27 protein-coding genes are annotated in these 25685 nt (G+C 70.8%); 9 read left to right on the top strand and 18 right to left on the bottom strand.

What is annotated here, in order from left to right; translation table 11 throughout:
- The first annotated feature begins 118 nt into the window (after positions 1–118).
- A complete protein-coding gene (locus OHT57_RS31785; protein ID WP_328750125.1) occupies positions 119–889 on the top strand; it encodes a group II truncated hemoglobin in 771 nt (256 codons plus the stop codon).
- A gap of 7 nt (positions 890–896) precedes the next feature.
- On the opposite strand, the gene OHT57_RS31790 is transcribed toward OHT57_RS31785, so the two are convergent.
- Complete coding sequence (locus tag OHT57_RS31790) at positions 897–1799, bottom strand: helix-turn-helix domain-containing protein (protein WP_328750127.1); 903 nt, start codon at positions 1797–1799, stop codon at positions 897–899.
- A gap of 184 nt (positions 1800–1983) precedes the next feature.
- On the opposite strand from OHT57_RS31790, the gene OHT57_RS31795 reads away from it, so the two are divergent.
- Positions 1984–3024, top strand: a complete 1041-nt coding sequence (locus OHT57_RS31795; protein WP_328750129.1) for an NAD(P)-dependent alcohol dehydrogenase — start codon at positions 1984–1986, stop codon at positions 3022–3024.
- 201 nt (positions 3025–3225) lie between these two features.
- Here OHT57_RS31795 and OHT57_RS31800 read toward each other — a convergent pair whose 3' ends face one another.
- From OHT57_RS31800 to OHT57_RS31815, 4 genes are all read right to left on the bottom strand, one after another.
- Positions 3226–4188, bottom strand: a complete 963-nt coding sequence (locus tag OHT57_RS31800; protein ID WP_443053506.1) for a FecCD family ABC transporter permease — start codon at positions 4186–4188, stop codon at positions 3226–3228.
- 200 nt (positions 4189–4388) lie between these two features.
- Positions 4389–5375, bottom strand: a complete 987-nt coding sequence (locus OHT57_RS31805) for a FecCD family ABC transporter permease (RefSeq protein ID WP_328750131.1) — start codon at positions 5373–5375, stop codon at positions 4389–4391.
- Positions 5376–5379: 4 nt separating this feature from the next.
- Positions 5380–6438 carry an iron-siderophore ABC transporter substrate-binding protein gene (locus OHT57_RS31810; protein WP_328750133.1) on the bottom strand — a complete coding sequence of 353 codons (1059 nt, stop codon included), beginning with the start codon at positions 6436–6438 and terminating at the stop codon, positions 5380–5382.
- A gap of 177 nt (positions 6439–6615) precedes the next feature.
- Positions 6616–7560, bottom strand: coding sequence for a DUF5829 family protein (locus OHT57_RS31815; RefSeq protein WP_328750136.1), 945 nt, complete (start codon positions 7558–7560; stop codon positions 6616–6618).
- Between the two features lie 266 nt (positions 7561–7826).
- On the opposite strand from OHT57_RS31815, the gene msrA reads away from it, so the two are divergent.
- Entirely contained in the window at positions 7827–8339 is a 513-nt protein-coding gene (gene msrA / locus OHT57_RS31820) for a peptide-methionine (S)-S-oxide reductase MsrA (RefSeq protein WP_328750138.1), read from the top strand.
- Between the two features lie 52 nt (positions 8340–8391).
- On the opposite strand, the gene OHT57_RS31825 is transcribed toward msrA, so the two are convergent.
- The 4 genes from OHT57_RS31825 to OHT57_RS31840 all read right to left on the bottom strand — a co-directional run bounded on the left by OHT57_RS31825 (position 8392) and on the right by OHT57_RS31840 (position 11976).
- Positions 8392–9432 carry a MerR family transcriptional regulator gene (locus tag OHT57_RS31825; protein ID WP_328750140.1) on the bottom strand — a complete coding sequence of 347 codons (1041 nt, stop codon included), beginning with the start codon at positions 9430–9432 and terminating at the stop codon, positions 8392–8394.
- A 6-nt stretch (positions 9433–9438) separates the two neighbouring features.
- Entirely contained in the window at positions 9439–10137 is a 699-nt protein-coding gene (locus OHT57_RS31830; RefSeq protein WP_328750142.1) for a HEAT repeat domain-containing protein, read from the bottom strand.
- An 86-nt stretch (positions 10138–10223) separates the two neighbouring features.
- A complete protein-coding gene (locus OHT57_RS31835; protein ID WP_328750144.1) occupies positions 10224–11351 on the bottom strand; it encodes an AI-2E family transporter in 1128 nt (375 codons plus the stop codon).
- A gap of 172 nt (positions 11352–11523) precedes the next feature.
- On the bottom strand, positions 11524–11976 hold the full coding sequence (locus tag OHT57_RS31840) for an SRPBCC family protein (RefSeq protein WP_328750146.1): 453 nt from the start codon (positions 11974–11976) through the stop codon (positions 11524–11526).
- Positions 11977–12425: 449 nt separating this feature from the next.
- Between OHT57_RS31840 and OHT57_RS31845 the strand changes: the two genes are divergently transcribed.
- Together OHT57_RS31845 and OHT57_RS31850 are read left to right on the top strand one after the other, a co-directional pair.
- On the top strand, positions 12426–13112 hold the full coding sequence (locus OHT57_RS31845) for a hypothetical protein (protein ID WP_328750148.1): 687 nt from the start codon (positions 12426–12428) through the stop codon (positions 13110–13112).
- 222 nt (positions 13113–13334) lie between these two features.
- A complete protein-coding gene (locus OHT57_RS31850) occupies positions 13335–13928 on the top strand; it encodes a DUF4291 domain-containing protein (RefSeq protein WP_328750149.1) in 594 nt (197 codons plus the stop codon).
- Positions 13929–13954: 26 nt separating this feature from the next.
- Here the strand turns inward: OHT57_RS31850 and OHT57_RS31855 are convergent, their stop codons facing one another.
- The 4 genes from OHT57_RS31855 to OHT57_RS31870 form a co-directional block, all read right to left on the bottom strand.
- Positions 13955–14140 carry a DUF4291 family protein gene (locus tag OHT57_RS31855; protein ID WP_443053636.1) on the bottom strand — a complete coding sequence of 62 codons (186 nt, stop codon included), beginning with the start codon at positions 14138–14140 and terminating at the stop codon, positions 13955–13957.
- A gap of 78 nt (positions 14141–14218) precedes the next feature.
- Positions 14219–15361, bottom strand: a complete 1143-nt coding sequence (locus tag OHT57_RS31860; RefSeq protein ID WP_328750150.1) for a hypothetical protein — start codon at positions 15359–15361, stop codon at positions 14219–14221.
- Positions 15358–16983 carry a M48 family metalloprotease gene (locus tag OHT57_RS31865; protein ID WP_328750151.1) on the bottom strand — a complete coding sequence of 542 codons (1626 nt, stop codon included), beginning with the start codon at positions 16981–16983 and terminating at the stop codon, positions 15358–15360. Before OHT57_RS31865 ends, OHT57_RS31860 begins: the two co-directional genes overlap by 4 nt.
- A 184-nt stretch (positions 16984–17167) precedes the next feature.
- A complete protein-coding gene (locus tag OHT57_RS31870; protein ID WP_328750152.1) occupies positions 17168–18286 on the bottom strand; it encodes a hypothetical protein in 1119 nt (372 codons plus the stop codon).
- 193 nt (positions 18287–18479) lie between these two features.
- Here OHT57_RS31870 and OHT57_RS31875 point away from each other — a divergent pair, with 193 nt between their 5' ends.
- Positions 18480–19637, top strand: coding sequence for a cystathionine gamma-synthase (locus OHT57_RS31875; protein WP_328750153.1), 1158 nt, complete (start codon positions 18480–18482; stop codon positions 19635–19637).
- A gap of 12 nt (positions 19638–19649) precedes the next feature.
- On the opposite strand, the gene OHT57_RS31880 is transcribed toward OHT57_RS31875, so the two are convergent.
- The 3 genes from OHT57_RS31880 to OHT57_RS31890 all read right to left on the bottom strand — a co-directional run bounded on the left by OHT57_RS31880 (position 19650) and on the right by OHT57_RS31890 (position 21114).
- On the bottom strand, positions 19650–19898 hold the full coding sequence (locus tag OHT57_RS31880; protein WP_328750154.1) for a hypothetical protein: 249 nt from the start codon (positions 19896–19898) through the stop codon (positions 19650–19652).
- 91 nt (positions 19899–19989) lie between these two features.
- Positions 19990–20493, bottom strand: coding sequence for a sigma factor-like helix-turn-helix DNA-binding protein (locus OHT57_RS31885; protein WP_328750156.1), 504 nt, complete (start codon positions 20491–20493; stop codon positions 19990–19992).
- 117 nt (positions 20494–20610) lie between these two features.
- The gene (locus tag OHT57_RS31890; RefSeq protein WP_328753389.1) at positions 20611–21114 is read right to left on the bottom strand and encodes a MarR family winged helix-turn-helix transcriptional regulator; all 504 of its coding nucleotides are present in this window, start codon (positions 21112–21114) and stop codon (positions 20611–20613) included.
- Positions 21115–21277: 163 nt separating this feature from the next.
- Here OHT57_RS31890 and ilvA point away from each other — a divergent pair, with 163 nt between their 5' ends.
- The 3 genes from ilvA (at position 21278) to OHT57_RS31905 (ending at position 24453) form a co-directional block, all read left to right on the top strand.
- Positions 21278–22507, top strand: a complete 1230-nt coding sequence (gene ilvA / locus OHT57_RS31895; protein ID WP_328750157.1) for a threonine ammonia-lyase — start codon at positions 21278–21280, stop codon at positions 22505–22507.
- A 162-nt stretch (positions 22508–22669) separates the two neighbouring features.
- On the top strand, positions 22670–23650 hold the full coding sequence (locus OHT57_RS31900) for an ATP-binding cassette domain-containing protein (protein WP_328750158.1): 981 nt from the start codon (positions 22670–22672) through the stop codon (positions 23648–23650).
- Positions 23647–24453 carry an ABC transporter permease gene (locus OHT57_RS31905; protein WP_328750159.1) on the top strand — a complete coding sequence of 269 codons (807 nt, stop codon included), beginning with the start codon at positions 23647–23649 and terminating at the stop codon, positions 24451–24453. Before OHT57_RS31900 ends, OHT57_RS31905 begins: the two co-directional genes overlap by 4 nt.
- A 105-nt stretch (positions 24454–24558) precedes the next feature.
- On the opposite strand, the gene greA is transcribed toward OHT57_RS31905, so the two are convergent.
- The gene (gene greA / locus OHT57_RS31910; RefSeq protein ID WP_328750160.1) at positions 24559–25059 is read right to left on the bottom strand and encodes a transcription elongation factor GreA; all 501 of its coding nucleotides are present in this window, start codon (positions 25057–25059) and stop codon (positions 24559–24561) included.
- Positions 25060–25226: 167 nt separating this feature from the next.
- Positions 25227–25625: a DUF4307 domain-containing protein gene (locus tag OHT57_RS31915; protein WP_328750161.1), complete on the bottom strand. Its 399-nt coding sequence runs from the start codon at positions 25623–25625 to the stop codon at positions 25227–25229.
- Between the last annotated feature and the right edge of the window lie 60 nt (positions 25626–25685).

A 25685-nucleotide genomic window follows, 5' to 3' on the forward strand; every position in this document is an offset into this window, starting at 1 on the left:
TTCCGGCGGGCCTTTCCGTGTCTCCACCAGCCGTCGGGGAACGCCGTGGAGTGAGCCCACAGCGAACGGCGGGCCGAAGGGGCAGCCTCCGGTGGGGCGTCCGTGTTTGTGTGAAGTCATGACCACAGAGACCGTCGAGTACGTCCGCTACCGCATCCCGGAAGACCGCTCGGCGGAATTCATGTCCGCCTACACCCACGCCTCGGCCCAGCTGGCCGCGGCCCCGCAATGCGTCGACTACGAACTGGCGCGCTGCGAGGACGACTTCGAGCACTACGTCCTGCGCATCACATGGACCTCCACCGAGGACCACGTGGAGGGGTTCCGCAAGTCGGAGCTGTTCCCGGACTTCCTCGCCGAGATCCAGCCGTACATCGAGAGCATCGAGGAGATGCGCCACTACAAACCGACGACGGTCCGCGGCCGGGGCGCCGCCGTCCCCACCCTGTTCGCGTGGGCGGGCGGCACGGAGGCCTTCGGCCGGCTCACCACGGTGTTCTACGAGAAGGTCCTGGCCGACGACCTCCTGGCCCCGGTGTTCGCGGGCCTGGCCCCCGAGCACGCCGAGCACGTCGCCCTCTGGCTCGCGGAGGTCTTCGGCGGCCCGTCCGCCTACTCCGAGACGCAGGGCGGCCACGGCCACATGGTCGCCAAGCACATGGGCCGCGGTATCACCGAGCCGCAGCGCCGCCGCTGGGTGAACCTCATCCAGGATGCCGCCGACGAGGCGGGCCTGCCCACCGACGCGGAGTTCCGCTCGGCGTTCCTCGCCTACGTGGAGTGGGGCACCAGGCTCGCCGTCCACTTCTCCGCCCCGGACACCGCACCACCGGCGGAGCAGCCGGTACCGCGGTGGAACTGGGGATCGGCGCCGCCGTACCAGGGCTGAGACCGGGTCAGGAGTGCGCGGACTTGCCTGCCCGGGTCGCGTCCGCGCCCCAACTCGCCAGCAGGCGCAGCGCCTCGGCAGACGGGGAGCCCGGTTCCGCGTGGTAGGTGATCAGGGCCTGCTCGGTGCCGTCCGACACCGGGAACGACTCGAAGTTCAGGGTCAGTTCGCCGACCAGGGGATGGCGCAGGCGCTTGACGCCGTGGTTCTTCTCCTTGACGTCGTGCGTGGCCCACAGCCGCCTGAACTCGTCGCTCTTGACGGAGAGTTCGCCGACGAGCGCGGACAGCTGGGGGTCCTCGGGATGGCAGCCCGCGTCCATGCGCAGATACGCGACGACATCGGTGGCCTTCTGCTCCCACGGCTGGAACAGCTCCTGGTACTCCGGCCGCAGGAACACCAGCCGCGCCCAGTTCCGCTCCTGCGCCGGCAGCTCCGACCAGTCCCCGAAGACCGCCGCCGCCATCCGGTTCCAGGCGAGGATGTCGGAGCGCCGCCCCGAGATGTACGCCGGGACCTCGATCGAGTCCAGCAGCTGCCGCAGCGCGCCCCGCACCTGTTCGGTCCGCGCGGCCGGCTTCTTCTTGTGCTGCTTCGGCTTCGCGAGGTGCATGAGGTGCGCGTACTCGGCGTCCGACAGCTGCAGGGCGCGGGCGATCGCGTCCAGGACCTCCGCCGACACGTTCCGCCCGTTGCCCTGTTCCAGACGGGTGTAGTACGCCACCGAGACGCCCGCCAGCTGCGCCAGCTCCTCGCGCCGCAGCCCCGGCACCCTGCGATGCCGCCCGAAGTCCGGCAGTCCCACGTCCTCGGGCTTCAGCCGGGCCCGCCGGGTGCGCAGAAACTCACTGAGCTCGGCACGCCGGTCCAGTGAGCCACCGCCGGGCTGCTTCTCGGCCATGTCGTCCATACGTCCAGTATTCACCGACGTACGCCCAGCAGCCTGTCCCCGCCAGTAGTAGGACCGGCAGACGTACGCAAAGCCGTGGCCTGGGTGATTTCCGGCCGATGGGGCAGGCTGGTAGTCGTGCCCGGACGGATGGACAGACAGAAGGCAGCCGGGCACGGACCCCCTCGCTAGGAGAACCCCCGGCATGACCACTGTCGCCGCGTACGCAGCTCCCGCCGCCAAGGCACCCCTGGAGCGCACCACCATCGAGCGCCGTGCGGTCCGCGAGCACGACGTGCTGATCGACATCAAGTTCGCGGGCATCTGCCACTCCGACATCCACCAGGCCCGTGAGGGCTGGGGAGAGGCCATCTTCCCGATGGTCCCGGGCCACGAGATCGCGGGCGTCGTCTCCGAGGTCGGCCCCGGTGTCACCAAGTACCAGGTCGGCGACCGTGTGGGTGTCGGCTGCCTGGTCGACTCGTGCCGCGAGTGCGACAACTGCAAGGCCGGCCTGGAGCAGCACTGCACCAACGGGAGCGTCGGCACGTACAACGCCGTCGGCAAGGACGGGGAGCCCACCTACGGCGGCTACTCCGAGAAGGTCGTCGTCGACGAGAACTTCGTCGTCCGCATCCCCGAGGGCCTGGCCCTCGACGAGGCCGCCCCGCTCCTGTGCGCCGGCATCACCACGTACTCCCCGCTCAAGCGCTGGGGCGCCGCCCCCGGCAAGAAGGTCGCCGTGATCGGCCTGGGCGGCCTCGGCCACATGGGCGTCAAGATCGCCCACGCGCTCGGCGCGGAGGTCACCGTCCTCTCCCAGTCGCTGCGCAAGAAGGACGACGGCCTGAAGCTGGGCGCCGACCACTACTACGCGACCAGCGACGAGAACACCTTCAAGGAGCTCGCCGGCAGCTTCGACATCATCCTCTCCACGGTGTCGGCACCGCTGAACTTCGGCGCCTACCTGAGCCTGCTCAAGGCGAACGGCGCCCTGGTGAACGTCGGCGCCCCCGAGGAGCCGGTCTCCCTGAACCTCTTCTCCCTCATCGGCGGCAGCAAGACCCTCGCCGGTTCGGCGATCGGCGGCATCCCCGAGACCCAGGAGATGCTGGACTTCTGCGCCGCGCACAGCATCGGCTCCGAGATCGAGCTGATCGCCGCGTCGGAGATCAACGAGGCGTACGAGCGGGTCGTCAACAGCGACGTGCGGTACCGGTTCGTGATCGACACGGCGACGATCTGACGCGAAGGCTCACGCTGACGCTCATTGTCTGAAGGAGGGCCCCGGCCGTGTGCCGGGGCCCTTCGGCGTACGGCGCGGTTCGCGGCTCGGCCGGTGGCGTCCGGCGTACGGCTCACCCCCGCCGGGGGGCGTGCTTGCGTACGGTTCGGCCTGGTCCTGCCGGAGAGCTGCCGCGTGCGGCTCGGCCCCGGCGGAGGGCCGTCAGCGTACGGTCGTCCGTCGGCCCAGCAGCCACAGCAGGTACGGCCCCCCGACCAGCGAGGTCAGCGCACCGACCGGGATCTCCAGCGGGGGCAGCAGCGTCCGCGCCGCGAGATCGGCGGCGACCAGCACGACCGCTCCGGTCAACGCCGAGCACAGCAAGGGTAGTTGGGGCGTACGGGTCAGCCGTCGGGCCAGTTGGGGCGAGGTCAGGGCGACGAACCCGATCGGCCCGCCGGCCCCGGTCGCGGTGGCGGCGAGCACGACCCCGAGCACGGTCAGCCCGAGCCGCGCCCGGTCCACCCGTACCCCCAGCGCGGCGGCGGTGTCCGGATCGAGCCCGAGCGGCCGCACGACCCTGCTCGCCCACCCGAGCGCGGGCAGACACAGCAGGAGTGCGACGCCGAGGGGCCCGGCCTGCTCCCATCCCCGCCCGTTGAGACTCCCCGTCAGCCACAGCTTGACCTGCTCGGCGGCTTCGAGTTCGGAGTCGGTGAGATACAGCTGGACGACGGCGGACAGGGCGACCCCGATCCCGACGCCGACGAGCACGAACCGGCTCGCCTGCATGCCCCGGCGCCAGGCCAGTACGTAGACGAGGGCGGCGGCGCCGAGCCCACCCGCGACGGAGACGGCCGGCATGGCCCCGGGTGAGGAGACGACCCCGGTGGCGAGGGCGAGCACGGTCGCGGCGGCAGCGCCGTGTCCGACGCCGATCACGTCGGGACTGGCCAGCGGATTACGGGTGACGGTCTGCACGAGGGCCCCGGACAGACCGAGAGCGGCCCCGACGAGTGCTCCGAGCACGATCCGGGGGACGCGGAGCTCGTTGACGACCAGATCATGGGGGCCGGAGCCGGCGCGGAGGGTGCTCCACACCTCGGCGGGCGGGACGTACGTCTGGCCGAGGGAGGCGGAGACGGTCATGGAGGCTGCGAGCAACAGGAGCAGGGCGAGCGCCACGGTGAGGGAGCGACGGTGGACGAGGAGGGAGAGGCGGGGGTGTGGCCGGAGGACCGTAGTCGTCCGGGCGCGGGCCGGTGGGGGTTGGTCGCGCAGTTCCCCGCGCCCCTGGGTGGGTGCGGTGGATGTCGACGCGCCTGTCCCCACCTGGGGGCGCGGGGAAGGCGCACTCGGGGGCGCGCCCTCACGCTGAGCCCCCCTCACGAAACAGCCCCCCGACGCCGTACCAGGAACACCAGTACAGGCACTCCCACCAGCGCCGTCATGACACCCGCCGGCACTTCCGCGGGAGCCCGCACCACCCGGCCCGCCACGTCCGCCCCCACCAGCAGTGCCGCTCCGAGCAACGCGGACAGGGGCAGCACGGCCCGATGCCCACCCGGGACGAGTCGCCGGGCCAGGTGCGGCACCGCCAGCCCCACGAACGCGATCGGCCCCGCCGCGGCCACCGCCGCCGCCGTCAACAGCGCCGCTCCCGACGCCGCGGCCCCCCGCACCCACGCCACCCGATGCCCCAGCGCCCGAGCCGTCTCATCGCCGAGGGCCAGCGCGTCCAGCCCCCGCGCACACGCCAGCACCAGCAAAGCTCCTACGGCGAGAAAGGGCAGCATGCGTACGACGGTCCCGGCGTCCCGCCCGCTCAACGCGCCCACCTGCCAGAACCGGAACTGGTCCAGCGTGGCCGAACTCGACGTCAGGACAACGGTCGTGGCGCCCGCGGTCATCGCCGACAGCGCAGTCCCCGCCAGCGCCAGCTTCACCGGCGACGCCCCGTCCCGCCCGCGCGCCGCGATGCCGTACACGAGACAGGCCGCGAGCACGGCGCCGGCGAAGGCGTACCAGACGTACCCGGAGAACCCGTTCGCGAGCCCGAGGCCGATGGCGGCCACGACCCCCGCAGCCGCTCCCTGGCTCAGCCCGAGGATCCCGGGATCGGCGAGCGGATTGCGGGTCACGGCCTGGAGCGCGGCTCCCGCGACCCCGAGCGCCGCCCCCGCCGTCAGCCCGATCTCGGTCCGCGGCAGCCGCAGCGACCGTACGACCAGGGCGTCCGGCGATCCGCCTCCGTGCAGCACCGCGTCCACGACGGCGGACAGCGGCACCGCCCGCGTCCCGACGGCGAGACTGAGCAGGCCGGCCGCGGCCACCGCGAGGACGGACGCCGGCCAGGCGAGACGACGTATCACGCGACTACTTGCCGATGCGGTCGGCGAGTTGGGAGATCACGAGCCGTGCGGCGGACGGCCCGGCGTTGAGGTACCAGGGGTCGTCGTCGACCTTCACGGCCTGGCCTGCCGTCACCGCCTTCATCGACTTCCACAGCGGCCCGGCGACCACGCTCGCGGCATCCGTCCTCGACGCGTCTCCCTGCACGGAGTAGAAGATCCAGTCCCCGTCGGCGGTGTCGACGCTCTCCGCACCGATGTCCTCCGAAATCGCCTTGAACTGCTGGGACTTGGGGCGCGCGAGCCCCATGTCCACGGCGATGGACCCGGTGAAGGAGGAGACGCCGAACATACGGGTGCGGTCAGGTGTGAAGCGGACCATGGAGACGGTCGGGTCGCCCAGCGGCCTTCCCCTGTCGGCGGCCTCGGCAACGATGTCGTCCAGCAACGACCGTGCCGCCCGCCCCTTGCCGAGCGCGTCGCCGACGAGCAGCAGGTCGCGCTTCCAGTTGATGCCGTTGCCCGCGGTGATCACGGTGGGCGCGATCTTCGACAGCTTGGGGTAGAGCTCGCCGAGGGAGTCGTTGGCGAGGATCAGATCGGGCCGGGCGGCGGCGAGGGTCTCCAGGTTGGGGGCCTGCCGAGTGCCCGCGTCGGTCATGCCGGCGAGCTGCTTCTTGTAGGCGGGGAAGGCGTCCGCGAGGTAGTCGGGCACGAGCCCGGCGTTGTCGGCGCGGGTCGTGGCCGCCGGTACGACTCCCAGGGACAGCAGGTCGTCGAGCTGCCCGGTGCTGAGCACGGCGATCTTCTTCGGTGCGGCCTTGATCGTCGTCCGGCCCTCGAAGTGCGTGACCGTCCGCGGGAAGGCCCCGTCCGTGTCCTGGTCGGAGCCCATCCCCTCGGCAAGGGCGCTCGGTGCGGCCGAGGGCCCCTCGGAGGCGCCCGCGGAAGCGCCCAGTACGGGGTTTTGCTCGCCGGCGGCCTTCTTCTCGGCGCTCCCGTCGGTACCGGCCGACGAACAGCCGGCGAGCAGCCCTCCGACCACGGTCGCGGCCACGACGGCCTTCACTGCTGCTGCACGCACGAGTACTCCGGGGTACGGGGAGGTGGGGGGAAAGGTGCCTTCTAAGGCAAGCCTTACCTTAACCGGTCCCGATCCGGACGGGCATGCGTGGGTCGGGGGCCGCGGCCGAGGAGTCCCGTGCGGGAGTGCGCCCCCTCGTAGGGGGCGCACCCGCTGTCCACCGTGTGTGCCGTCCGGCTAGCGCGTGCCGTTGTGGGCGAACGTCCACACCGCGTGGCTGCCGGGTCCGACCGTGAGGGTCGAGTGACCGATCTGCTCCACGTGCCGGTCCTTCACGGGCAGGTTGAGGGACATGTCGACCCGCTGCATCCCCGCCTGCTCGCGCGGCACGACGTCGAACCGGATCGAGGTGCCGCCGCCCGCCGCGACGACGCCACCGCCCGCCACGGTCTTGACGGTGAACCCACCGGCCCGCAGCAGCGGCACGGTGTCGGCGAGGTCGCCCTCGGTGACCGCGATGCGCACCGAGGTCACGTCGCGCATCAGGTGGGTGCGGTAGTCGTCGGACAGAACACGCTCCCGGCCGACGTCACCGGGGAAACCCGCGGGCTCGGTCTTGCTGCGGGGATCGGCGAAGTACTCCGGCCGGTACTCCATCGCCCAGGCCCCGAAGGCGTCGTACTCGGTGGCGGTGAGGATGGCGTCGAACCAGGGCACGGGCACACCGTCACCGAAGTCCCGGGTCTGAAGGAACTCGATGGGATCGACGACCCCGTCGCTCTTCAGCCGCTCGGTGACCGTCGCCAGGTCTCCGTCCCGTTCGGTCGACAGACCCAGCCCGGCGGAGCCGAGGGTGCCGTCCTGGCCGCCGATGTCACCGACTCCGAACAGCTCCAGATAGGTCTCGCGGCCCATCAGATAGCGGCCGGTCCAGGTCTGTCCGCCGGTGCCCGTCGTGGTGCGGACCTGGAAGCTGGCGAAGTCCCTCAGATAGTCGGAGTGCTCGATGGCGTCGGCGGTCTCCCGGTCGAAAACTCCGTAGGAGTGGTTGTAGAACAGCAACTGCCGGTCGGACGAGGATCGGTTCCCTTCGGCCTGTGCCGTCCCCACAGCACCCCCGAGCGCTCCGGCGAGGGCCACAGCGAGCACGACGATCGTTCGTGATATCCGCTGAATCAGCATGCGGGCGATCGTAGGGCGGGAAGGCCGCTGCCGCCGTTCTTTCTCAACGAGGTCGAAATGCTTGACACATGGCGTTCGGCGCGGTGCCGTATGGCTCGCCGTCCCATGACCCGCTCGGGCGGGGGTGTACGTCCTCCCCGGGACCGGGACCGTCCGGTGCGGAATCGTCCGGAACCCTCGCGCGTTGAGGAGGGTGGGCACGGGAGCCGGCGGTGAGCGAGCCGAGCGGCCCGAGTGACCTGGCTGACAGATATGGGAGGACCTCAATGGCTGCGCAGACGCAGAGGGCCGTGCTGGCGGGCGGATGCTTCTGGGGGATGGAGGAGCTGATCCGCCGACTTCCGGGCGTGACGGCGACCCGGGTGGGTTACACCGGGGGTGACGTGCCGAACGCGACGTACCGCAACCACGGCACGCACGCGGAGGCCATCGAGATCCTTTTCGACCCCGCGAAGACCGACTTCCGCGCCCTCCTGGAGTTCTTCTTCCAGATCCACGACCCGAGCACCAAGAACCGCCAGGGCAACGACATCGGCCTCAGCTACCGCTCGGCGATCTACTACGTGGACGACGAGCAGAAGCGGATCGCCGAGGACACCATCGCGGACGTGGACGCCTCAGGTCTGTGGCCGGGCAAGGTCGTCACCGAGGTGGAACCGGTGGGCCCGTTCTGGCAGGCCGAGTCCGAGCACCAGGACTACCTGCAGCGCTACCCGGACGGCTACACCTGCCACTTCCCGCGCCCGGGATGGCGCCTGCCCACCCGCACCGAGAGCTGACGGAGGGGGCGCCGGTGGCGTACGCCGCCCTCTCGGCGGGGCGTGCGGCCGGTCAGTGTCCGCCACGCAGCTGAAGCAGGTACCCCGCGGTCAGTGCGACGGCACGGTCCCCGTCGCGGGACAGCTCCACGAGGGCTCGGGACGCCGTGCTCCCCGGGATGTCCGCCAGCGCCTGCGTCAGCCGTACGCGGGCAGGCGCTTCGGTGGCGTGGTGGGCGAGGCGTTCGACGAGGGCGGTGGCGATGCGAGCTGCCGCAGGGGTCGTGGAGACCCGTGGGGCCGGCGCGGTCGTCGCGGTGTCGCTCGCCAGCAGGCTCAGCACGTCCGCCGCGTCGGTGTCGTTCCTGCCCTCCACGATCATGTCGATGAGCGCCGGGACGGCATCGGCCACTCCGCGCGCCCCGAGCGCCGCCGCCGCATGGCCGCGGACCGCTGGATCAGGGTCGGCGAGGGCGTGGCGCAGCCGGGCGGTGGACTCGTCACCGGGCATCTCGGCGAGGGACCGGACGGCACGTTCCCGCACCGCCGCCACCGGCGAGCCAAGACCCTCCGCCAGCAGTGCCGTGCCGGCGTCGCCCGATCGCGCCAGCGCCCATCGAAGCGCTCCGGCGACGTTCGGATCCGTCTCCCTGAGAACCGCCTCGACCAGGGCCTCCACCGGCACCGGAACCTCGTCGACCGAGGAGAGAGCCGCGCGCTGGCGGGCGGCGGCGCTCCGCGACCCCAGTGCCTGGAGGAACGCGACGGCCTGGAGGACGTCCTCCCAGCCGGCGGGTTCCGCGGCATCGATCCGGCGGAGCCGCGTCAGCAGCTCGGTCTCGGCCGCGATGCGCTCGCGGGTCTGACGGATGAGGTCGTCGACGAGTGCCGAGGGTGTGAAGCCGGGATCGTCGAGCGCGCGTCCGATCTCACGCAGGGACAGTCCCAGCGACCTCAGGCTCTCGATGTGGAAGATCCGCCGGATGTCCTCGCCGGAGTACTCCCGGTAGCCGGAGCCCGTACGCCCCGAAGGGTGCAGCAGGCCGAGCGACTCGTAGTGCCTGAGCATGCGGGCACTGACTCCGGACCGTCGCGCCACCTCACCGATCAACACGCCCTGTCACCCCTTCTGTTCCCGCTCCAGCTCCTGGCCGTGTCCATGGCCGTGGCCGCCGAGGGCCACGACCCGCTTCGCCTCCTCGACCGCGGACTCGAATCCGGCGTCCGGGTCGTTCAACAGCCGTTCCGTGGTCAGCGCGTGTGTGCGCACACGCCGGTCCGGGGCCGTGGTCGCGGCACGCAGGGCCGGCAGCACCACCTCGCCCAGTGCGACCAGCGCCCGGCTGAGACTCAGCTGCGTCTCCCGCTCGCCGCGCCCGAGTTGTGTGGCCAGTACCGCGGCCAGCCCGGCCTCCTCGCCTTCCGGCACGAGCACGACCGCGGCCCGCCAGGCGCTCCGCGCCACCTCGTCGTCGGCGTCGGACAGCAGCGCCCGTGTGATCGCCGGCCACGCCTGCCGGTCCCCGAGCTTGGACAGCGTGTGCAACGCCTGACTCCGTGCCTGCGCCCGCTCCGAGCGCGTCTCCTGCAACAGCTCGGGGAGCGTCGCGGACGCCGGGTGGCGGGTGAGTGCCCAGGTCAGCATCTCGCGGACGAAGAACTCGGGCTCGGTCGCGCACCGCTCGACCAGCTTGTCGACGAAGCGCGCATCCGGCGTCGTACCGGCTGCCAGAGCCGCCTGCAACCGCACGGACGACCGCGGGTCCTCCAGCCCCTGGAGGACCCGTACCGCATCCGTGCCCTGGCTTGTGGTCGTCATCGAAACCACCTCCTCGGCAAGCAGTGAAGGCCTTCTCACCGTGTCAAGGTCAAAGGCGGAGCGCCGAGGAGGTGACGCGGTGGTCCCTACGACGGGGAGGCGGCGCCGGCGTCCGGCCCGGCGGGCTCCGTACCCGGTCCCGGATCCTGGGACGGTTCGCTGAGTTGTTCGCGTACGTAGTTCCAGATCACCGCGATCAGTGCGGCGACCGGTACCGCGAGCAGACTGCCCACGATGCCGGCCAGGCTGCCGCCCAACGTCACCGCCAGCAGGACCACCGCCGCATGCAGACCGAGCCCCCGGCTCTGGATCATGGGCTGGAACACGTTGCCCTCGAGCTGCTGCACCACGACGATGATGGCCAGCACGATCAGTGCGTCCGTCAGCCCGTTGGAGACCAGGGCGATGAGAACCGCGACGAAGCCGGCGAAGAAGGCGCCGATGATCGGCACGAACGCGGAGACGAAGGTCAGCACGGCCAGCGGGAGCACCAGCGGTACCCCCAGCACCCACAGGCCGATGCCGATCAGGACGGCGTCGAGCATGCCGACGGCCGCCTGGGAACGTACGAACGCGCCCAGGGTGTCCCAGCCACGCGCGGCCACGATCGGGACGTCGGTCGCGAGCCGGCCGGGCAACTGACGGGCGAGCCACGGCAGGAACCGCGGGCCGTCCTTGAGGAAGAAGAACATCAGGAAGAGGGCAAGAACCGCCGTGACCAGGCCGCTCACCACAGTGCTGACGCCGGTGACGACAGTGCCGACCATGCTGCCCAGGCCGTCCTGCGCACGGGAGACCGCGCTGTCGAAGGCCTTGTTGATCTGAGCGTCACCGATGTTCAACGGCGGCCCGGCGGCCCACTCGCGCACCTTCTGGATGCCCTCGGTCACACCGTCGGTCAGATCGCCGGACTGGGACGCCACCGGAACCGCGATCAAGGCCACGACGCCCATGGCGACCAGGAGGAACAGCACGGTCACGGCCGATGCGGCGAGGGCGGGTTTCCATCCGTGCCGACGCAGGAAACGGGTCGGTGGCCAGGTCAGGGTCGTCAGCAGCAGGCCGATCACCAGCGGCCAGACAACCGACCACATCTGGCCCAGGAACCACAGGGTCACCGCGAGCATCAGAAGTATGAGCAGCGACTCTGCGGAGACCCGCGCCGACGTGCGGAGCGCGGCACGGGTTCTGGCGGAACTCAGGGTGGCAGTCACGCCCTGCACCCTATGGGTACCGAGCCACACCGGCATCGCCACGTCACAGGGGTACGAGCGCACGGAATCCAACTGACCGACGTCGCAACGGATTTGGGGGAACCCATCGGCCGCTGCCGGCCACGTGACCCGGCAACGGCCGACGGCCCCGCACGCCGAGCCCGACGTGTATTCAGCCCTTCGCCTCACCAGTCACGAAGGCACCCAGGCTGTCGAGGAGCATGGTGCTGCCCTGCTCGGCCGAGTCGCGTTCCTCTGCGGTGTCGCAGGTCTGACGGAGCACGATCTGCGTGTGCGGGCCCTCCCGCTCCTCGAGTTCCACGGTCATGGCTGCGGGCTCGGGCTTGCCGGGCACATCCATGCCGACCACCAACAGGCGGTTCTCGTCGACCTCAAGATAGGAGCCGGTCAGCGGGAACCGTCCGCCGTCCGGCGTGACCACCGTGGCCTTCCACACACCACCGGGCCGTACGTCCATTTCGACGGAGCCGGGAGCGGCGTATGCCCACTGGGCGTACTGGTCGGGGGTGGTCCACGCCCGCCACACCTGCGCCGCCGGAGCGGCCAGCGTTCGGGTCAGTTCGTAGGAGTGGCCGTCGGCGGGGGTGGTCTTCTCGGTGCTCATGCGTCGTCGCCTCGTTTCGTGCCTCGCAGGACTGTCACGCTGGTAGACGCCCGCGGGCGCGAAGACTCATCGGTTTGCCGGGCATCTTCTGCCTTCGACGTCGGGGCCGCGGCTGTTGTCCCGGGGCTCCCGGGGCATGCACCGACCGCTACCGGATCGGCTGGGCCGGGTCGCCCGCTCGAAGCCGTCCCGGGTGATCTCGACAGCCGGGACGGTAGACGTTCTCCCGACGGGACAGGACTACGCGCATCGTCCCGCAGCCCCAAAACCCGTTCCGCCTCCCGACCCGACGATCTACTCTGTTGCCTGATGCTTTGAGCCGGGTGAAGGGCTCGGGCAGTACTTCTGAACTTCTGAGCCGGCGGGCACTCGCGCGCGCTCACACAGTCAAACGGGTGGGGATGAGAGTGGTTCGCCAATCACGGGTCGGCATTGCTATTGCCATGCTCATGACCTTCTTCGCGCTGTCCGCATGCGCGTCGGGGCAGGGCTCCCGGACAGGTGCAGCGTCGGAGGAGACCAGGACGGCCGGCGCAGAGGACAAGCCGTTGGGCAAGGCGGACCTGGAGCGGGTGGCGATCACGGACGCCGATCTCGACGGCTACGAGGTCGAACAGACCCTGGCTGCTCCCATGGCGTCTCGCAGGACGGCGGATCCTGCCGAATGCGCGCCCGTCGTTCAGGCGACGGGGGGAAGCAGCGGCTTCGTGGCCACCGCGCGCATCGGCCGGAAGATGTTCCCGAAGGAGCACGGCCCCGGAACATCCATGATCCTTGCGTCACACGGCTCCGGGGACGCCGCTCGGGTGATCGACGCACTCCGCACGGCCGCCGAACGATGCAAGACCTTCTTGGACATCGGGGTGGGCTTCCGCTACGACGAGGTCGCACTCCAGCCCGACCCCGGCTTCGGCGATGAATCCGTGTCTCTGCGACTCACACAACTCGCGGCGTTCGACGAGGACGACGAGCCCGTCCGCGTTCCCTACGCCGTGGTCGCTGTTCGGCAAGGGGCGACGGTCGCCATGTTCTACGCGTTCAACCGTCCCGGAGTGGCCAAGGGGCCGGCTGTCGTACCGGAAGAGATCATCAGGACACAGCTGGACAAGATCAGCAATCCGACGACCTCCAAGTGATCGTGGGCACGTGCCGACGTGAGCTCCGTGTGGAACGACGGTGAGACCCACGGCAACCTGTGCCCACAGACTTTCAGTGAGCCGGCGCCACGCCTCCCTGGCCGTACGCCAGTTGGCCCGCACGGGCGACTGCCTGCCGCGCGTGGCCGGTGTGCTCCGTCGCCTCCCGCAACGGTCGAAAATCGGTGGTCACCTGAGTCGGCCGACCCCACGCTGTACGCCATGGAAGAACCGCACCGCAGGATCCGCGCGCTCCACACGGCATCCACGATCACCGTCTACCAGGCGTACTCCCCTGAGATCGGACTGCCCGCCATCCGGGACGGCCGCTTTCCCGCCGCGTGGAAGCCGGGCCGCATGACGTGGATCAAGCCCAGTTTCCTATGGATGATGTACCGCTCCGGCTGGGGCATGAAGGAGGGTCAGGAGACCGTCCTGGCCGTCGAGATCACTCGCGACGGCTTCGAGTGGGCGCTGCGCCATGCCTGCCTGGCGAGTTACGTCCGGGGACTGCATTCCGATCGCGGCGCCTGGCAGCGGGACCTCAAGCGCGCACCGGCCCGTGTCCAGTGGGATCCCGAACGCGATCTGAACCTGCGTCCTCTGCCGCACCGTTCGCTGCAACTGGGGCTCTCGGGTGAGGCATCGTCGCGCTACGCGGACGAGTGGATGGTGTCCATCCGTGACGTGACTCCGCTCGCCAACGAGATCCACGCACTCGTCAGGGACGGCGAGTTGGACGCGGCCACGCGCCTGCTTCCCCAGGAGCGGGGATACCCCGCTGGTGAAGAGCTGCTCGCCCACCTGTGTCCCTGACCGACTGTCCGGCACGACGGCTGGCATCACCCCGGGGTCCCATGGCGGCAAAGGTCTGTGAACGCGCCTGATGCCCATGTCATACGGTCCCGCCACCACCCGCCGGGGAAACGGCCCTCGCGGACGGCGGGCAGGCCGATCTCCAGGGCGTACGCCTGGTGGACGGTGCCGGAGGCTTCCGCGACGGTTGCCTGTTCCGGGGGTGGGCGCAGACGGCCGAGCGGTACCGGGTGCGGGGCGGCGCCGGGAACAACCGGCCCGTGCCGCCCCGCGTTCCGGCAAGGCCGGTGTCAGGCCGAGCCGGCCCCGGCCGCCGCGCCCGCGTTCGCCAGGCTCAGATCCCGCATCCGGCAGAACTCGCCCGCCGGGTCGCCCCGGTAGCGCCAGGGCAGCGCGTCCACGTGCCCGTCCACCAGCCTGAACTGCTCCACTGCCGCCTCGTCCCGGTCCTGCAGGCACAGGTAGAACGCCAGCAGATGCCGTACCTCCGCCACGTGCGGGTGGCCCGGATCCGCCGCCGCCACATCCGTGAGCGCCGCGTCGACCAGGGCCCGCATCTCCGGCGTACGGTCGGCGTCCGCGGAGTCGGACTCGTCGTGCTCGAAGTGCGCGATCAGCGGGAACACCGACATCAGGCTCCCCAGCGGCGCCTTCGCGACGGCCTCGGCCGCGAAGTCCCGGGCCAGCTTCTCCGAGCCGCGCCACTTCGCGCACCAGTACTGGAGCGCCATGTAGTGGGCCGCGTAGTGGTGTGGGGCGCGGTCGGTGATCTCCTGCCAGAGACGGTCCATGTCGGCGTGCGGATAGCCGAGGCCCAGTGCGGTCGATATCTGCGCGACGTAGGGCACCGGATCGCCCTCGACGGCGAGCGCGACCGCGCGCGCGTGGTCCTCACGGGACTGCGACATCAACCGGTGGAAGCCCTCGAACTGCTCGGTGGTCGTGTGTTTCGCCCGCTTCGCACCACGGATCCGCCCGGCCACGGCCACGGTGCTGCGCGCCCGCACGAGTGCCGCGCCCGGGTCGTCGGGGCGGGCGGCCTCCCAGGCCAGCAGCCAGGTGTCGTCCTCGGCGGCGAGATCCGCGAACCACACGCTGTGAACCGACCGGTACTCCCAGTCCCGCTCGGCGGCCGTCGCGTCCAGCAGGTCCGCGGCGGGCTGCCAGTCGCCGTCCTTGGCCGCGGCGAGCGCCGCGGTGAGTACGGCCGGGACCGGCGCCGCGGAGTCCCCGTTCTGCTTCTCGGGCGGCAGCAACCCGAGGGCCGCGGCCGCGGCGGGCAGCTCGTACGGCTTGTCGGCGTCGTCGGCGGAGTCGTCGTCCGCTCCGCGCCAGCCCTCGACCGCGCCCTGAACGATCGCCTTGAGGAAGTACAGGCCCAGAGCGAGCAAGGGAAGGCCGATGACGGCCAGAACGATCCAGAGGACGATCACAGCGCACCTCGCGGCGAGGGTTCCAGGGCGAGCAGCGCCCGCAGCGGGGCGGTCTCGGGGGCGTCGGCGACCGCCGGGGCGACCACCTTGTCGAGGTCGTTCTCGGTGCCGTCGTCGGCGGGCGGCAGATGCGGGATCGCCGACCGCTCCCAGGAGAACTCCCAGCGCAGCAACGCGCGCGAGTTCAGCTCGGCCAGGGTCATGCTCGCCAGCGACCTGTGCAGGGTCGGCCGTACGAACTCACGGAACACCCGGCCCTGCGCGGCTGCAGCCTCGTCCGACAGCGGCAGTCGCTTCGCCAGCTGCCACAGCCGTCCGTCGTCGATCAGGTCGAGCACCGCGGGCAGCGTCGGCTGCTCCTGGGTGTACTCGGCATACGCGCGGTGCAGCGGTGTGTTGCCCGCGCGGAACGACTCCGCCATCACCAGGTCGAGCAGCTCCTGCCAGTCGGCGGTACGGCGGAACCGCCGCACCTCCTCCGTCAGGACCGCGTCCTCCAGCTCCGTCAGCGTCCGCTGCGGGTCGGTGAGGAGGTCGAGGGCGGCGCCCCGGGCCTCGTCGGCGCGTCCGTCGTCGGGCAGTTCCTCGATCCGGCGGACCCGGTCGGCGATCGGCGGATGCGAGTCGTACGGGGACGTGGGTCCCGTCGGCAGCTCGCCGCGCATCTCGACCAGCTCCAGCCGGCGGGCGCTCAGCATCCGGCCGTAACCGCCGAACATCTCACCGCGCGGTGGCAGCAGCTCCTGGCCGGTGCCGAGGGTGGCGTAGCAGTTCATGTAGTAGTCGAACGCACCGACCAGCACCGGGATCTCGCGCAGCGCCGACGCGGTGGCGTCCCGGCCGGCGATCCGGGCGGCGGCCGCGTCGGCGGCGTACTCCTGGCGGCGCGAGACGGAGAGCATCGCGCGGAAGTACAGCTTGGCGTAGCCGATGTAGACCTGCGCCATCGCGCGGTAGGTGATGCCGGCGCCGCCGGTGTCGATCTCCTTGGTCTTCTTGCCCTTCGCCTCGGCCTTGGCGTTCTTCTTCTCCTGCTTGGCCTGCTCGCGCGCCGCGGTCCTGTCGGCGCGCTGCTCGAAGTGCGTGATGGTGCGCAGCACTTGGGCGCGACCGCGCCTGTTGAGGGCGGAGAGCCGGGTGTCGGAGTTCGAGTAGTGGCCCAGCTCGTGGGCGAGGATCGCGCGCAACTGGGCCTGCGACAGCCCTTGCAGCAGCGGTACGCCGAGGTAGAGGTGGCGCGGCCCCGGCAGCAGGCCGAGCATCCGGGCGTCCTCGGAGACGGCGGCGTTGACGTCGGCGGTCAGGACGATCCGGGACGGGGCGGTGGTGCCGACCTCGTCGGCCAACTCCCTTACCGTGCGCCACAGTTCCGGCTCGTCGGTCTCGGTGACGAGAAGGCCCGCCATGTCGGAACCCGGCGGGGTGCGCAGCATGAACAGGCCGCGCACCAGCGGGATCGCGAGCAGTACGGAGATGAGGACGAGCTTCCCCGCCAGACTCGCCGGGGCGTGCAGGAGCAGCAGGTAGTCGGTGCCGGCCAGCAGGGCCAGCAGAAGGACGCCGAGCAGATAGAAGCCGGCGAGCAGCAGAAGAGCGCGCAGCGCACGCAGAGTAGTGCCCATCGGGCAGAAGTCCCCCCACAGGACGGATCACAAGATCACGGAACGGCCGGGCGGGGCAGCGGACACGCGGGACGTGTTCATGACCAACTCGGGTGTGAGCGCGGAGTATGACCGACGCGTCCGCCGTGAGGCAAGACGCGACCGAAGGCGGGGCCGCGGTCCGCCCGCGGAAGGGGCTACGGCGTCACAGTGTGATCGTCGCCGGACTGCCGCCGTTCGCCTCGTACCCCGCCACCGCGAGGGCCCGGTATATCGCGAACTCGGCGGCCGGGTCTGCGGACAGCGTCCAGGGCAGCGCACCGACATGGCCGTCGATGTGCACGAGCTGGCTCATCGCCTCCGCCCAGCGCTCGCCGCGTACCAGGAAGAACACCAGCAGATGACGGACATGGGCCAGCATCGGGTCGTCGCCGCGGGCCGAGTGGACGGCGTGCAGCGCCCCGTGGATCGCCTTGGTGACGACCTCGCTCCGGTAGAAGCCACTGACCAGGTTGACCTCGGGCAGGTGCTCGAACACCGCGAAGAGCGGCATCGCGGCCAGCAGCGAGCCGTGCGGGGCCCGGGCGGCCGCCGCCTCCGCGAAGCCGTACGCCTCCTGCCGCGAGCCGTGCCACTTCTCGCACCAGTAGTGCAGCGCGGCCAAATGCGCCCCCATGTGGGCCGGGGCACGGTCCAGGATCTTCAGCCACAACTGCTCGAACTCCGCCTGGGAATAGGCCAGTCCACGTGCCACGGAGAGCTCGACGATGTACGGGATCGGGTCGCCGGGGGCCAGCAGCGCCGCCTCGCCGCACGCCGACCTCGCCTCCTCCATGATGATCCGGAACTCGTCCGTGCCCGGCTTCGACGTCCGCCAGGCCTGCTGCACCAGGAACTCCGCGTGCACGGCCGCGCCGCCCGCGTCCTTGGGCTGCTCGACCCGCCACACCCGCAGCCACTGCCCGCCCGGCGACTCGCTGACCCCGCCCGGCCGCTGCTGCAGCTCCAGCGAGGCGGCCCCGGCGAAGGCCTGCACGCGCTGCCAGCGCAGCTCGCCCTCCCGCTCGGTGCCGGCCAGCAGCTGGGCGGCCGCCTTGTAGTCCTGTGTGCGCTGCACCAGGTCCAGGACGTTCACCAGGTCCTGGTCGGGGCCGGGCATGCGGATGTCCAGCTCCTCCTGCTGCACGAAGCCGTAGTCCGCCGGGTCCGCGGCGTCCGGGTGGCCCGCCGGGACCTGCTCGATCCCGCCCCGCCTGCGCCGCAGGAACGGAAGCAGCACGAAGCCCAGCAGGACCGCCGCCATCAGGACCCAGAGAATCTCCATGCCCCAAGAGTTCCAGACGCCACCGACAATTGCCCAACCCGGCCGACGGCCTGTGGAAAACCCCCGGACCGTCCCGCCCGCCCTGTGGAAAACTCCCCGGACCGGCCCGAGCGCCAGGGGAAAACCCTGCCGTACGGCCGTCGGGACCTGGGCGTCCGTCATCGGCCTCCCGAGCGGACTACCCTCGGAGCCCATGAGCGACAGGCACATCAGTCAGCACTTCGAGACTCTCGCGATCCACGCGGGCAACACCGCGGACCCCCTCACCGGTGCGGTGGTCCCCCCGATCTACCAGGTCTCGACCTACAAGCAGGACGGCGTCGGCGGTCTGCGCGGCGGCTACGAGTACAGCCGTAGCGCCAACCCGACCCGCACCGCCCTGGAGGAGAACCTCGCCGCCCTCGAAGGCGGCCGCCGAGGCCTCGCGTTCGCATCCGGACTGGCGGCCGAGGACTGCCTGTTGCGTACGCTGCTCAGCCCCGGCGACCACGTGGTCATCCCCAACGACGCGTACGGCGGCACGTTCCGTCTCTTCGCGAAGGTCGTCGCCCGGTGGGGCGTCGAGTGGTCGGTCGCCGACACCAGCGACCCGGCCGCCGTACGGGCCGCGATCACCCCCAAGACCAAGGCCGTGTGGGTGGAGACCCCCTCCAACCCGCTGCTCGGCATCACCGACATCGCCGCCGTCGCCCAGATCGCCCGGGACGCGGGCGCGAAGCTCGTCGTCGACAACACCTTCGCCACGCCGTACCTCCAGCAGCCGCTGGCTCTCGGCGCCGACGTCGTAGTGCACTCCCTGACCAAGTACATGGGCGGCCACTCCGACGTCGTCGGCGGCGCGCTGGTCACCGCCGACGAGACACTCGGCGAGGAGCTGGCGTACCACCAGAACGCGATGGGCGCGGTCGCCGGGCCCTTCGACTCCTGGCTGGTGCTGCGCGGCGCGAAGACGCTGTCGGTGCGCATGGACCGGCACAGCGAGAACGCCACCAAGGTCGCCGACATGCTGACCCGTCACGCGCGCGTGACGCAGGTGCTCTACCCCGGCCTGGCGGAGCACCCCGGGCACGAGGTCGCCGCCAAGCAGATGCGGTCCTTCGGCGGCATGGTCTCCTTCCGGGTGGAAGGCGGCGAGGAGGCGGCCGTCGAGGTCTGCAACCGCGCCAAGGTCTTCACGCTCGGCGAGTCCCTGGGCGGTGTCGAGTCGCTGATCGAACACCCGGGCCGGATGACGCACGCGTCCGTGGCCGGTTCCGCGCTGGAGGTCCCCGCCGACCTCGTGCGCCTGTCCGTGGGCATCGAGAACGTCGACGACCTGCTGGAGGACCTCCAGCAGGCGCTGGCGAAGTAGACCGGGCCGAACTCACCAGCCCGACATCGGTGGAGTCGTCGTGGACGGCGGCTCCACCCAGGGACGTGCGGTCAGCGCCCACACCACGAACGCCGCACTCGCGGCGAAGAGCAGCAGCCACATGGCCCGGCGCGCCGCGACCCTGCGCCGCAGCAGCCGCGACCCACGCCGTACGGCCTCCCCGCACAGGTCCGCCGGCACCTGCGGCGTCGCCCGCTCCATGAGCTGCCGTACGGCGGCCTCGCGCTGGTTCCGGTTCACGCTCGCCTCCCGAGATCCGGCGGCCCACCGACGCGGGCACCCGCCCCGCCGCCCGGCCGTGTGCCACGGCCCGCACTGCGGTCCCGGGCCCTCATGACGCCGCCACCTTGGCCCCCACCACTGTCGGCGCGGGCCCGCGCGGCGGGTGCAGCAGTGTCGCCGTCGCCCGGTCGCAGATCGTGTGCACGCGCTCCGCGGGCAGTCCGAGCAGGGCCGCCGCCTGCTCCTCGGCCACCCCCTCGTAGAGGCGCAGCACCAGGATCAGACGTTCCTGCGGGGCGAGCCGGGACAGCGGGGCCGCGGGGTGGGCGCGGTGGCGGAGCAGGACGCCGTGGCTGCGCCACGCCCCGTGCGCGAAACGCAGGGCGAGGTACTGACGGGCGCGGTTGTACGGGTCCTCACCGCGCAGCCGGTCCCAGCACGCGTACGTGTGGGCGAGCGCCAGAGTCAGCAGGCGCCGCGCGCGAGGGTTGTCGTCCGGGGCCTCCGCGGTGAGGAGCGTCGCGGCGTGCAGCAGCCGCCCGCCCGCGCCCGCGACGAACGCCTCGAACTCGCGCGCCCGACGCGTGCCCTGGGACACCTGCCGTTGCCGCACCGCACCTCCCCGCCTGCGAATGGTCGTACGACGGCTTCGTACGACCCGAGGACCCCGGTCTCATATGAGGCCCGGCGCAGCCGTCCGGTCAAGAGGCGGGGCAGTACGCGCGTGTGCCTAGGAGGACTGCGCTTCGGGTGCCGGGACGCCCTGGGCCGACATCCTGGTGGAGAGGGCCGTGTTGAAGCGGGTGAGGAGCGTGCAGAACGCCTCGCGCTCCTCCGCCGCCCAGTCCTGGGTCAGCTCGGCCATCAACTGACGCCGGGAGGAGCGCACTTCCTCCAGCCGGGACTGCCCGCGCGGGGACAGCTGGAGCACCACCGCGCGCCCGTCCTCGGGGTGGGAGGTGCGCTTGACCAGCCCTGTGTCGACGAGCGGTGCCACCTGCCGGGTGACTGTCGACGAGTCGATTCCCATGCTCGCCGCGAGCGCCTTGACGCCCATCGGGCCTTCCTTGTCGAGCCGGTTGAGCAGCAGGTACGCGGCGCGGTCCATGGAGTTGCGCACCTGCCCCACCCCGCCGAGCCGGGTCTGTTCGGCACGACGGGCGAAGACCGCCACCTCGTGCTGCAGGGTGTCGAGAAGACCGGTGTCACCGACGGTCGTCATGTCCATCGACATTCCAGGTGTTGTGGGCATGGCCGGAGGCTCACTTCATGAAGGGGGAGCTGGATTGGGGGACAGAGTACGCGGCCGGAAGGCAGGTCGTACCGGCGCTGCGCAAACCCGTCTCGGACGTTGGTCACAGCGCGAACCCGCACGTGTGAACTGCGAGACTCGAGTCATGAACTACCGCAAGGCCCACCCCGTGCCGCCGGTGACACTCGACGACGTGCGCGGCGCGCAGAAGATGCTGACGGGCGTGGCGCGGACGACCGCGATGGAGGGCAGCCGCCATCTGACCCAGCTGGTGGGCTCTCCGGTCCACTTCAAGTGCGAGAACCTCCAGCGGACGGGGTCGTTCAAACTCCGCGGCGCCTACGTCCGCATCGCCGGACTGCTGCCCGAGGAGCGGGCTGCGGGCGTCGTCGCCGCGAGCGCCGGCAACCACGCGCAGGGCGTCGCGCTGGCGTCCGCGCTGCTCGGCGTGCGCTCCACGGTGTTCATGCCGAAGGGCGCCCCGCTCCCGAAGATCAGCGCCACCAGGGAGTACGGCGCCGAGGTGCGCCTGCACGGCCAGGTGGTCGACGAGACGCTGGCCGCTGCCCAGGAGTACGCGATCCGGACGGGCGCGGTGTTCATCCACCCCTTCGACCACCCCGACGTCATCGCGGGCCAGGGCACGGTCGGCCTGGAGATCCTGGAGCAGTGCCCGGAGGTGCGCACGATCGTCCTCGGTATCGGCGGCGGCGGACTCGCGGCCGGTGTCGCGGTGGCCGTGAAGGCACTGCGGCCGGACGTGCGGATCGTGGGCGTGCAGGCGGCGGGCGCGGCCGCGTATCCGCCCTCGCTGGCGGCCGGGCACCCGGTGTCGATCGAGAACCCGGCGACGATGGCCGACGGCATGAAGGTCGGCCGGCCCGGCGAGGTGCCGTTCGGGATCGTGGACGAGCTCGTGGACGAGGTCCGCACGGTGACGGAGGACGAGCTGTCCGCCGCGCTGCTGCTGTGCCTGGAGCGGGCCAAGCTGGTCGTCGAGCCGGCCGGGGCGAGCCCGGTCGCGGCCCTGCTGAGCGACCCCGGCTCCTTCGAGGGGCCGGTCGTCGCCCTGCTGTCCGGCGGCAACGTCGACCCGGTGCTGCTCCAGCGCGTCCTGCGCCACGGCATGTCCGCGCAGGGCCGCTACCTGGCCGTCCGGCTCCGGCTGACGGACCGGCCCGGCGCCCTCGCGACACTTCTCGGGGTGTTGTCAGTGGTCGACGCTAATGTCCTCGACGTGAGCCACGTCCGGACCGATCCACGGCTCGGGCTCGCGGAGGCGGAGGTCGAACTGCACCTGGAGACCAAGGGGCCGGAACACTGCGCCGAGGTCGGCCGGGCTCTGCGCGAGTCGGGTTACACGGTCATCGGCTAGGTCGGAGCCCCGGGCGTCACTCGTCCGGGTAAGTCCATTGAGAGACGCGATACATCGCGTTATGGTGTGTATCGCGACGGTCGCCGCCCCACCCGTCGCCAGGCAGAAGAATTCGCGCAAACCTAGGCTTTCCCAAGAATCCCCGACGACGTGGAGACTCATATGCCAGGCGCCATCTATGCCGAAGGCCTGGTCAAGACCTTCGGCGATGTAAGGGCTCTGGACGGCGTCGACCTCGATGTCCCCGAAGGCACCGTCCTGGGCCTCCTCGGACCGAACGGCGCGGGCAAGACCACCATGGTCCGCTGTCTGACGACCCTCCTTCAACCCGACAGCGGCCGCGCGGTCGTCGCGGGCATCGACGTGCTCAAGAACCCCGACGCCGTACGCCGCTCCATCGGCCTCTCCGGCCAGTTCGCCGCCGTCGACGAATACCTCACCGGCCGCGAGAACCTCCAGATGGTCGGCCAGCTCTACCAGATGAAGGCCAAACCGGCGAAGGCCCGCGCCGCCGAACTGCTGGAGCAGTTCGACCTCGCCGACGCGGCCGACCGCCCCGCCAAGACCTACTCCGGCGGCATGCGCCGCCGCCTCGACCTCGCGGCCGCCCTGGTCGTCTCACCACCCGTGATGTTCATGGACGAGCCGACGACCGGCCTCGACCCCCGCAACCGCCAACTGCTGTGGGAGGTCATCAAGCAACTGGTCTCCGGCGGTACGACCCTGCTGCTGACCACCCAGTACCTGGAGGAGGCCGACCACCTCGCCCATGACATCGCCGTCGTCGACCACGGCCGTGTCATCGCCCAGGGCACCTCGGATGAGCTCAAGGCCCGCACCGGCGGCGAGCGCGTCGAGGTCGTCGTGCACGAGCGCGAGCACATCCAGGTCGCCTCGGAGGTGCTGCGCGGCTTCGGCAAGGGCGACACCACCGTCGAGGACCACATGCGCAAACTCACCGTGCCCGTCACGGGCGGCGCCAAGCTGCTCGCCGAGGTGATCCGCGAACTCGACACCCGTGGCATCGAGATCGACGACATCGGTCTGCGCCGTCCGACTCTCGACGACGTCTTCCTCTCGCTGACGGGACACGTGGCCGAGGTCAAGGCCGAGGGAACCGACGACAAGGAGGCCGCCAAGTGAGCGCCGTGAACGACTCCCTGGTCATCGCTCGCCGGAACCTGATCCGCATGACCAGGATCCCCGAAATGATCCTGTTCGGGCTGGTCCAGCCGATCATGTTCGTGGTGCTGTTCACCTACGTGTTCGGCGGGTCCATGCAGATCGGCAGCAGCACCGATCTGGACGTCTACAAGAACTTCCTGATGGCCGGCATCTTTGCGCAGACCGTCACCTTCGCCACCGCGGGCGCCGGCGCGGGCATCGCCGACGACATGCACAAGGGGCTCATCGACCGGTTCCGCTCGCTGCCGATGGCGCGCGGCGCGGTGCTGACCGGCCGGACCGTCGCCGACCTCGTGCAGACGGCCCTGACCCTGCTGGTCCTCGCCCTGGTCGCCCTGCTCGTGGGCTGGCGCCCCGGCTCCGTGGACTCGACCAACTTCGCGAAGATCCTGGGCGGCTTCGGGCTGCTGCTTCTCCTCGGATACGCCTTCACCTGGATCGGCGCGCTGATCGGGCTGACCGTGCGCACCCCGGAGGCAGCCACCTCCGGCGGACTGATCTGGCTCTTCCCGGTGACGTTCATCTCGAACGCCTTCGTGGACTCCAGCAAGATGACCCCCTGGCTGCGCCACATCGCCGAGTGGAACCCGTTCAGCGCGACCGTGCAGGCCTGCCGTCAGCTCTTCGGCGACCCGGGCCTGTCCCCGTCCGACGCGTGGCCCATGCAGCACCCGGTGTGGGCCTCGCTCATCTACTCGGTGCTGATCATCGCCCTCTTCAGGACTCTGGCGGTCCGCAAGTACCGGTCGGCGACGGCGTGACGCGGCGGCACAGCATGCGGCGGCACGGCATGCGGTCATGACGAAGCCCCCGGCGTCGCGAGGACGCCGGGGGCCAGTCAAAGCAGGAGCAGCGGTCGGCCGGGGTCAGCCGTTGTAGGGCTCGGCCCTGAGGATGGTCACGGAGGCCTTCCTGCCGTTGGGCAGTTCGTACTGCGCGTCCTCGCCGACCTTGTGGCCGAGCACGCCGGAGCCCAGCGGGGACTGCGGCGAGTAGGTCTCGACGTCCGCGCTCGCGTACTCACGGGAGGCGAGCAGGAAGGTCACGGTGTCGTCCTCGTCACCGTCGAAGGCGATCGTCACGACCATGCCGGGCGCCACCGCCCCGTCCGTCGACGCCGGAGCCTCGCCGACCTTGGCCTTCTCCAGGAGCTGGGTCAGCTGGCGGATGCGGAGCTCCTGCTTGCCCTGCTCTTCCTTGGCCGCGTGGTACCCGCCGTTCTCGCGCAGGTCCCCCTCCTCGCGCGCGGCCGCGATCTTCGCGGTGACTTCCTCGCGCGCGGGACCAGACAGGTACGCCAGCTCTTCCTTGAGCTTGGTGTACGCCTCCTGCGTAAGCCAGGTGACGTCTTCGCTGGTCTGGGTCACAGGTGCTCCTCGTAGGTACTGGGAATACAAGCATCGCCCTACCCAGAAGAATGTGCCTTCACGGATGGGCGAAACCACGAGCCTAACAATTCAGTGGCCGAAGGGGGAGGACATAAGCCGTCAGACATACGTCTGCGCAGGTCAACGCCCAGGTATCGAGGGTGACATCAGTCGGCGTGACAGCCCAGCAGCTCGGCCGTGGTACCCCGGGCCGTCGTACGCAGTGTGACGGCCTTGTCGATGCGGGTGGCGTCGCCGGTGAAGCGGAAGTCGGCCCGGCCCACCTCTGAGCCGTCCGCCGCCTGGGAGCGGATCGTGCAGTAGCCGGAGGTGCCGGAGTCCTTGCGGACCTCCAGGTGCACCGTCACCGCGGACGGCTGTGCGTCGAAGGTGATCACCTCGGCGCTGATCTTGTTCTGGCCGACGTAGTGATAGGCGAAGTAACCGATCAGGGCGAGCACGAGGGCGCCCAGCACGGCACCGGCGATCTTGAGTTTGTGGTCGGCACGCTCGTCCGAGGAGCTGCCGTAGCGGCCCTCGGGCAGCTGTGTGCTCGCCGTACTCATGATCGTCTCCTGGGAAACCAAGGCCGTGGAATTAATCGCCTCCCGATTCGGTCACTATAG

Origin of the sequence: Streptomyces sp. NBC_00285, assembly GCF_036174265.1 — a bacterium.
Lineage (GTDB): Bacteria > Actinomycetota > Actinomycetes > Streptomycetales > Streptomycetaceae > Streptomyces.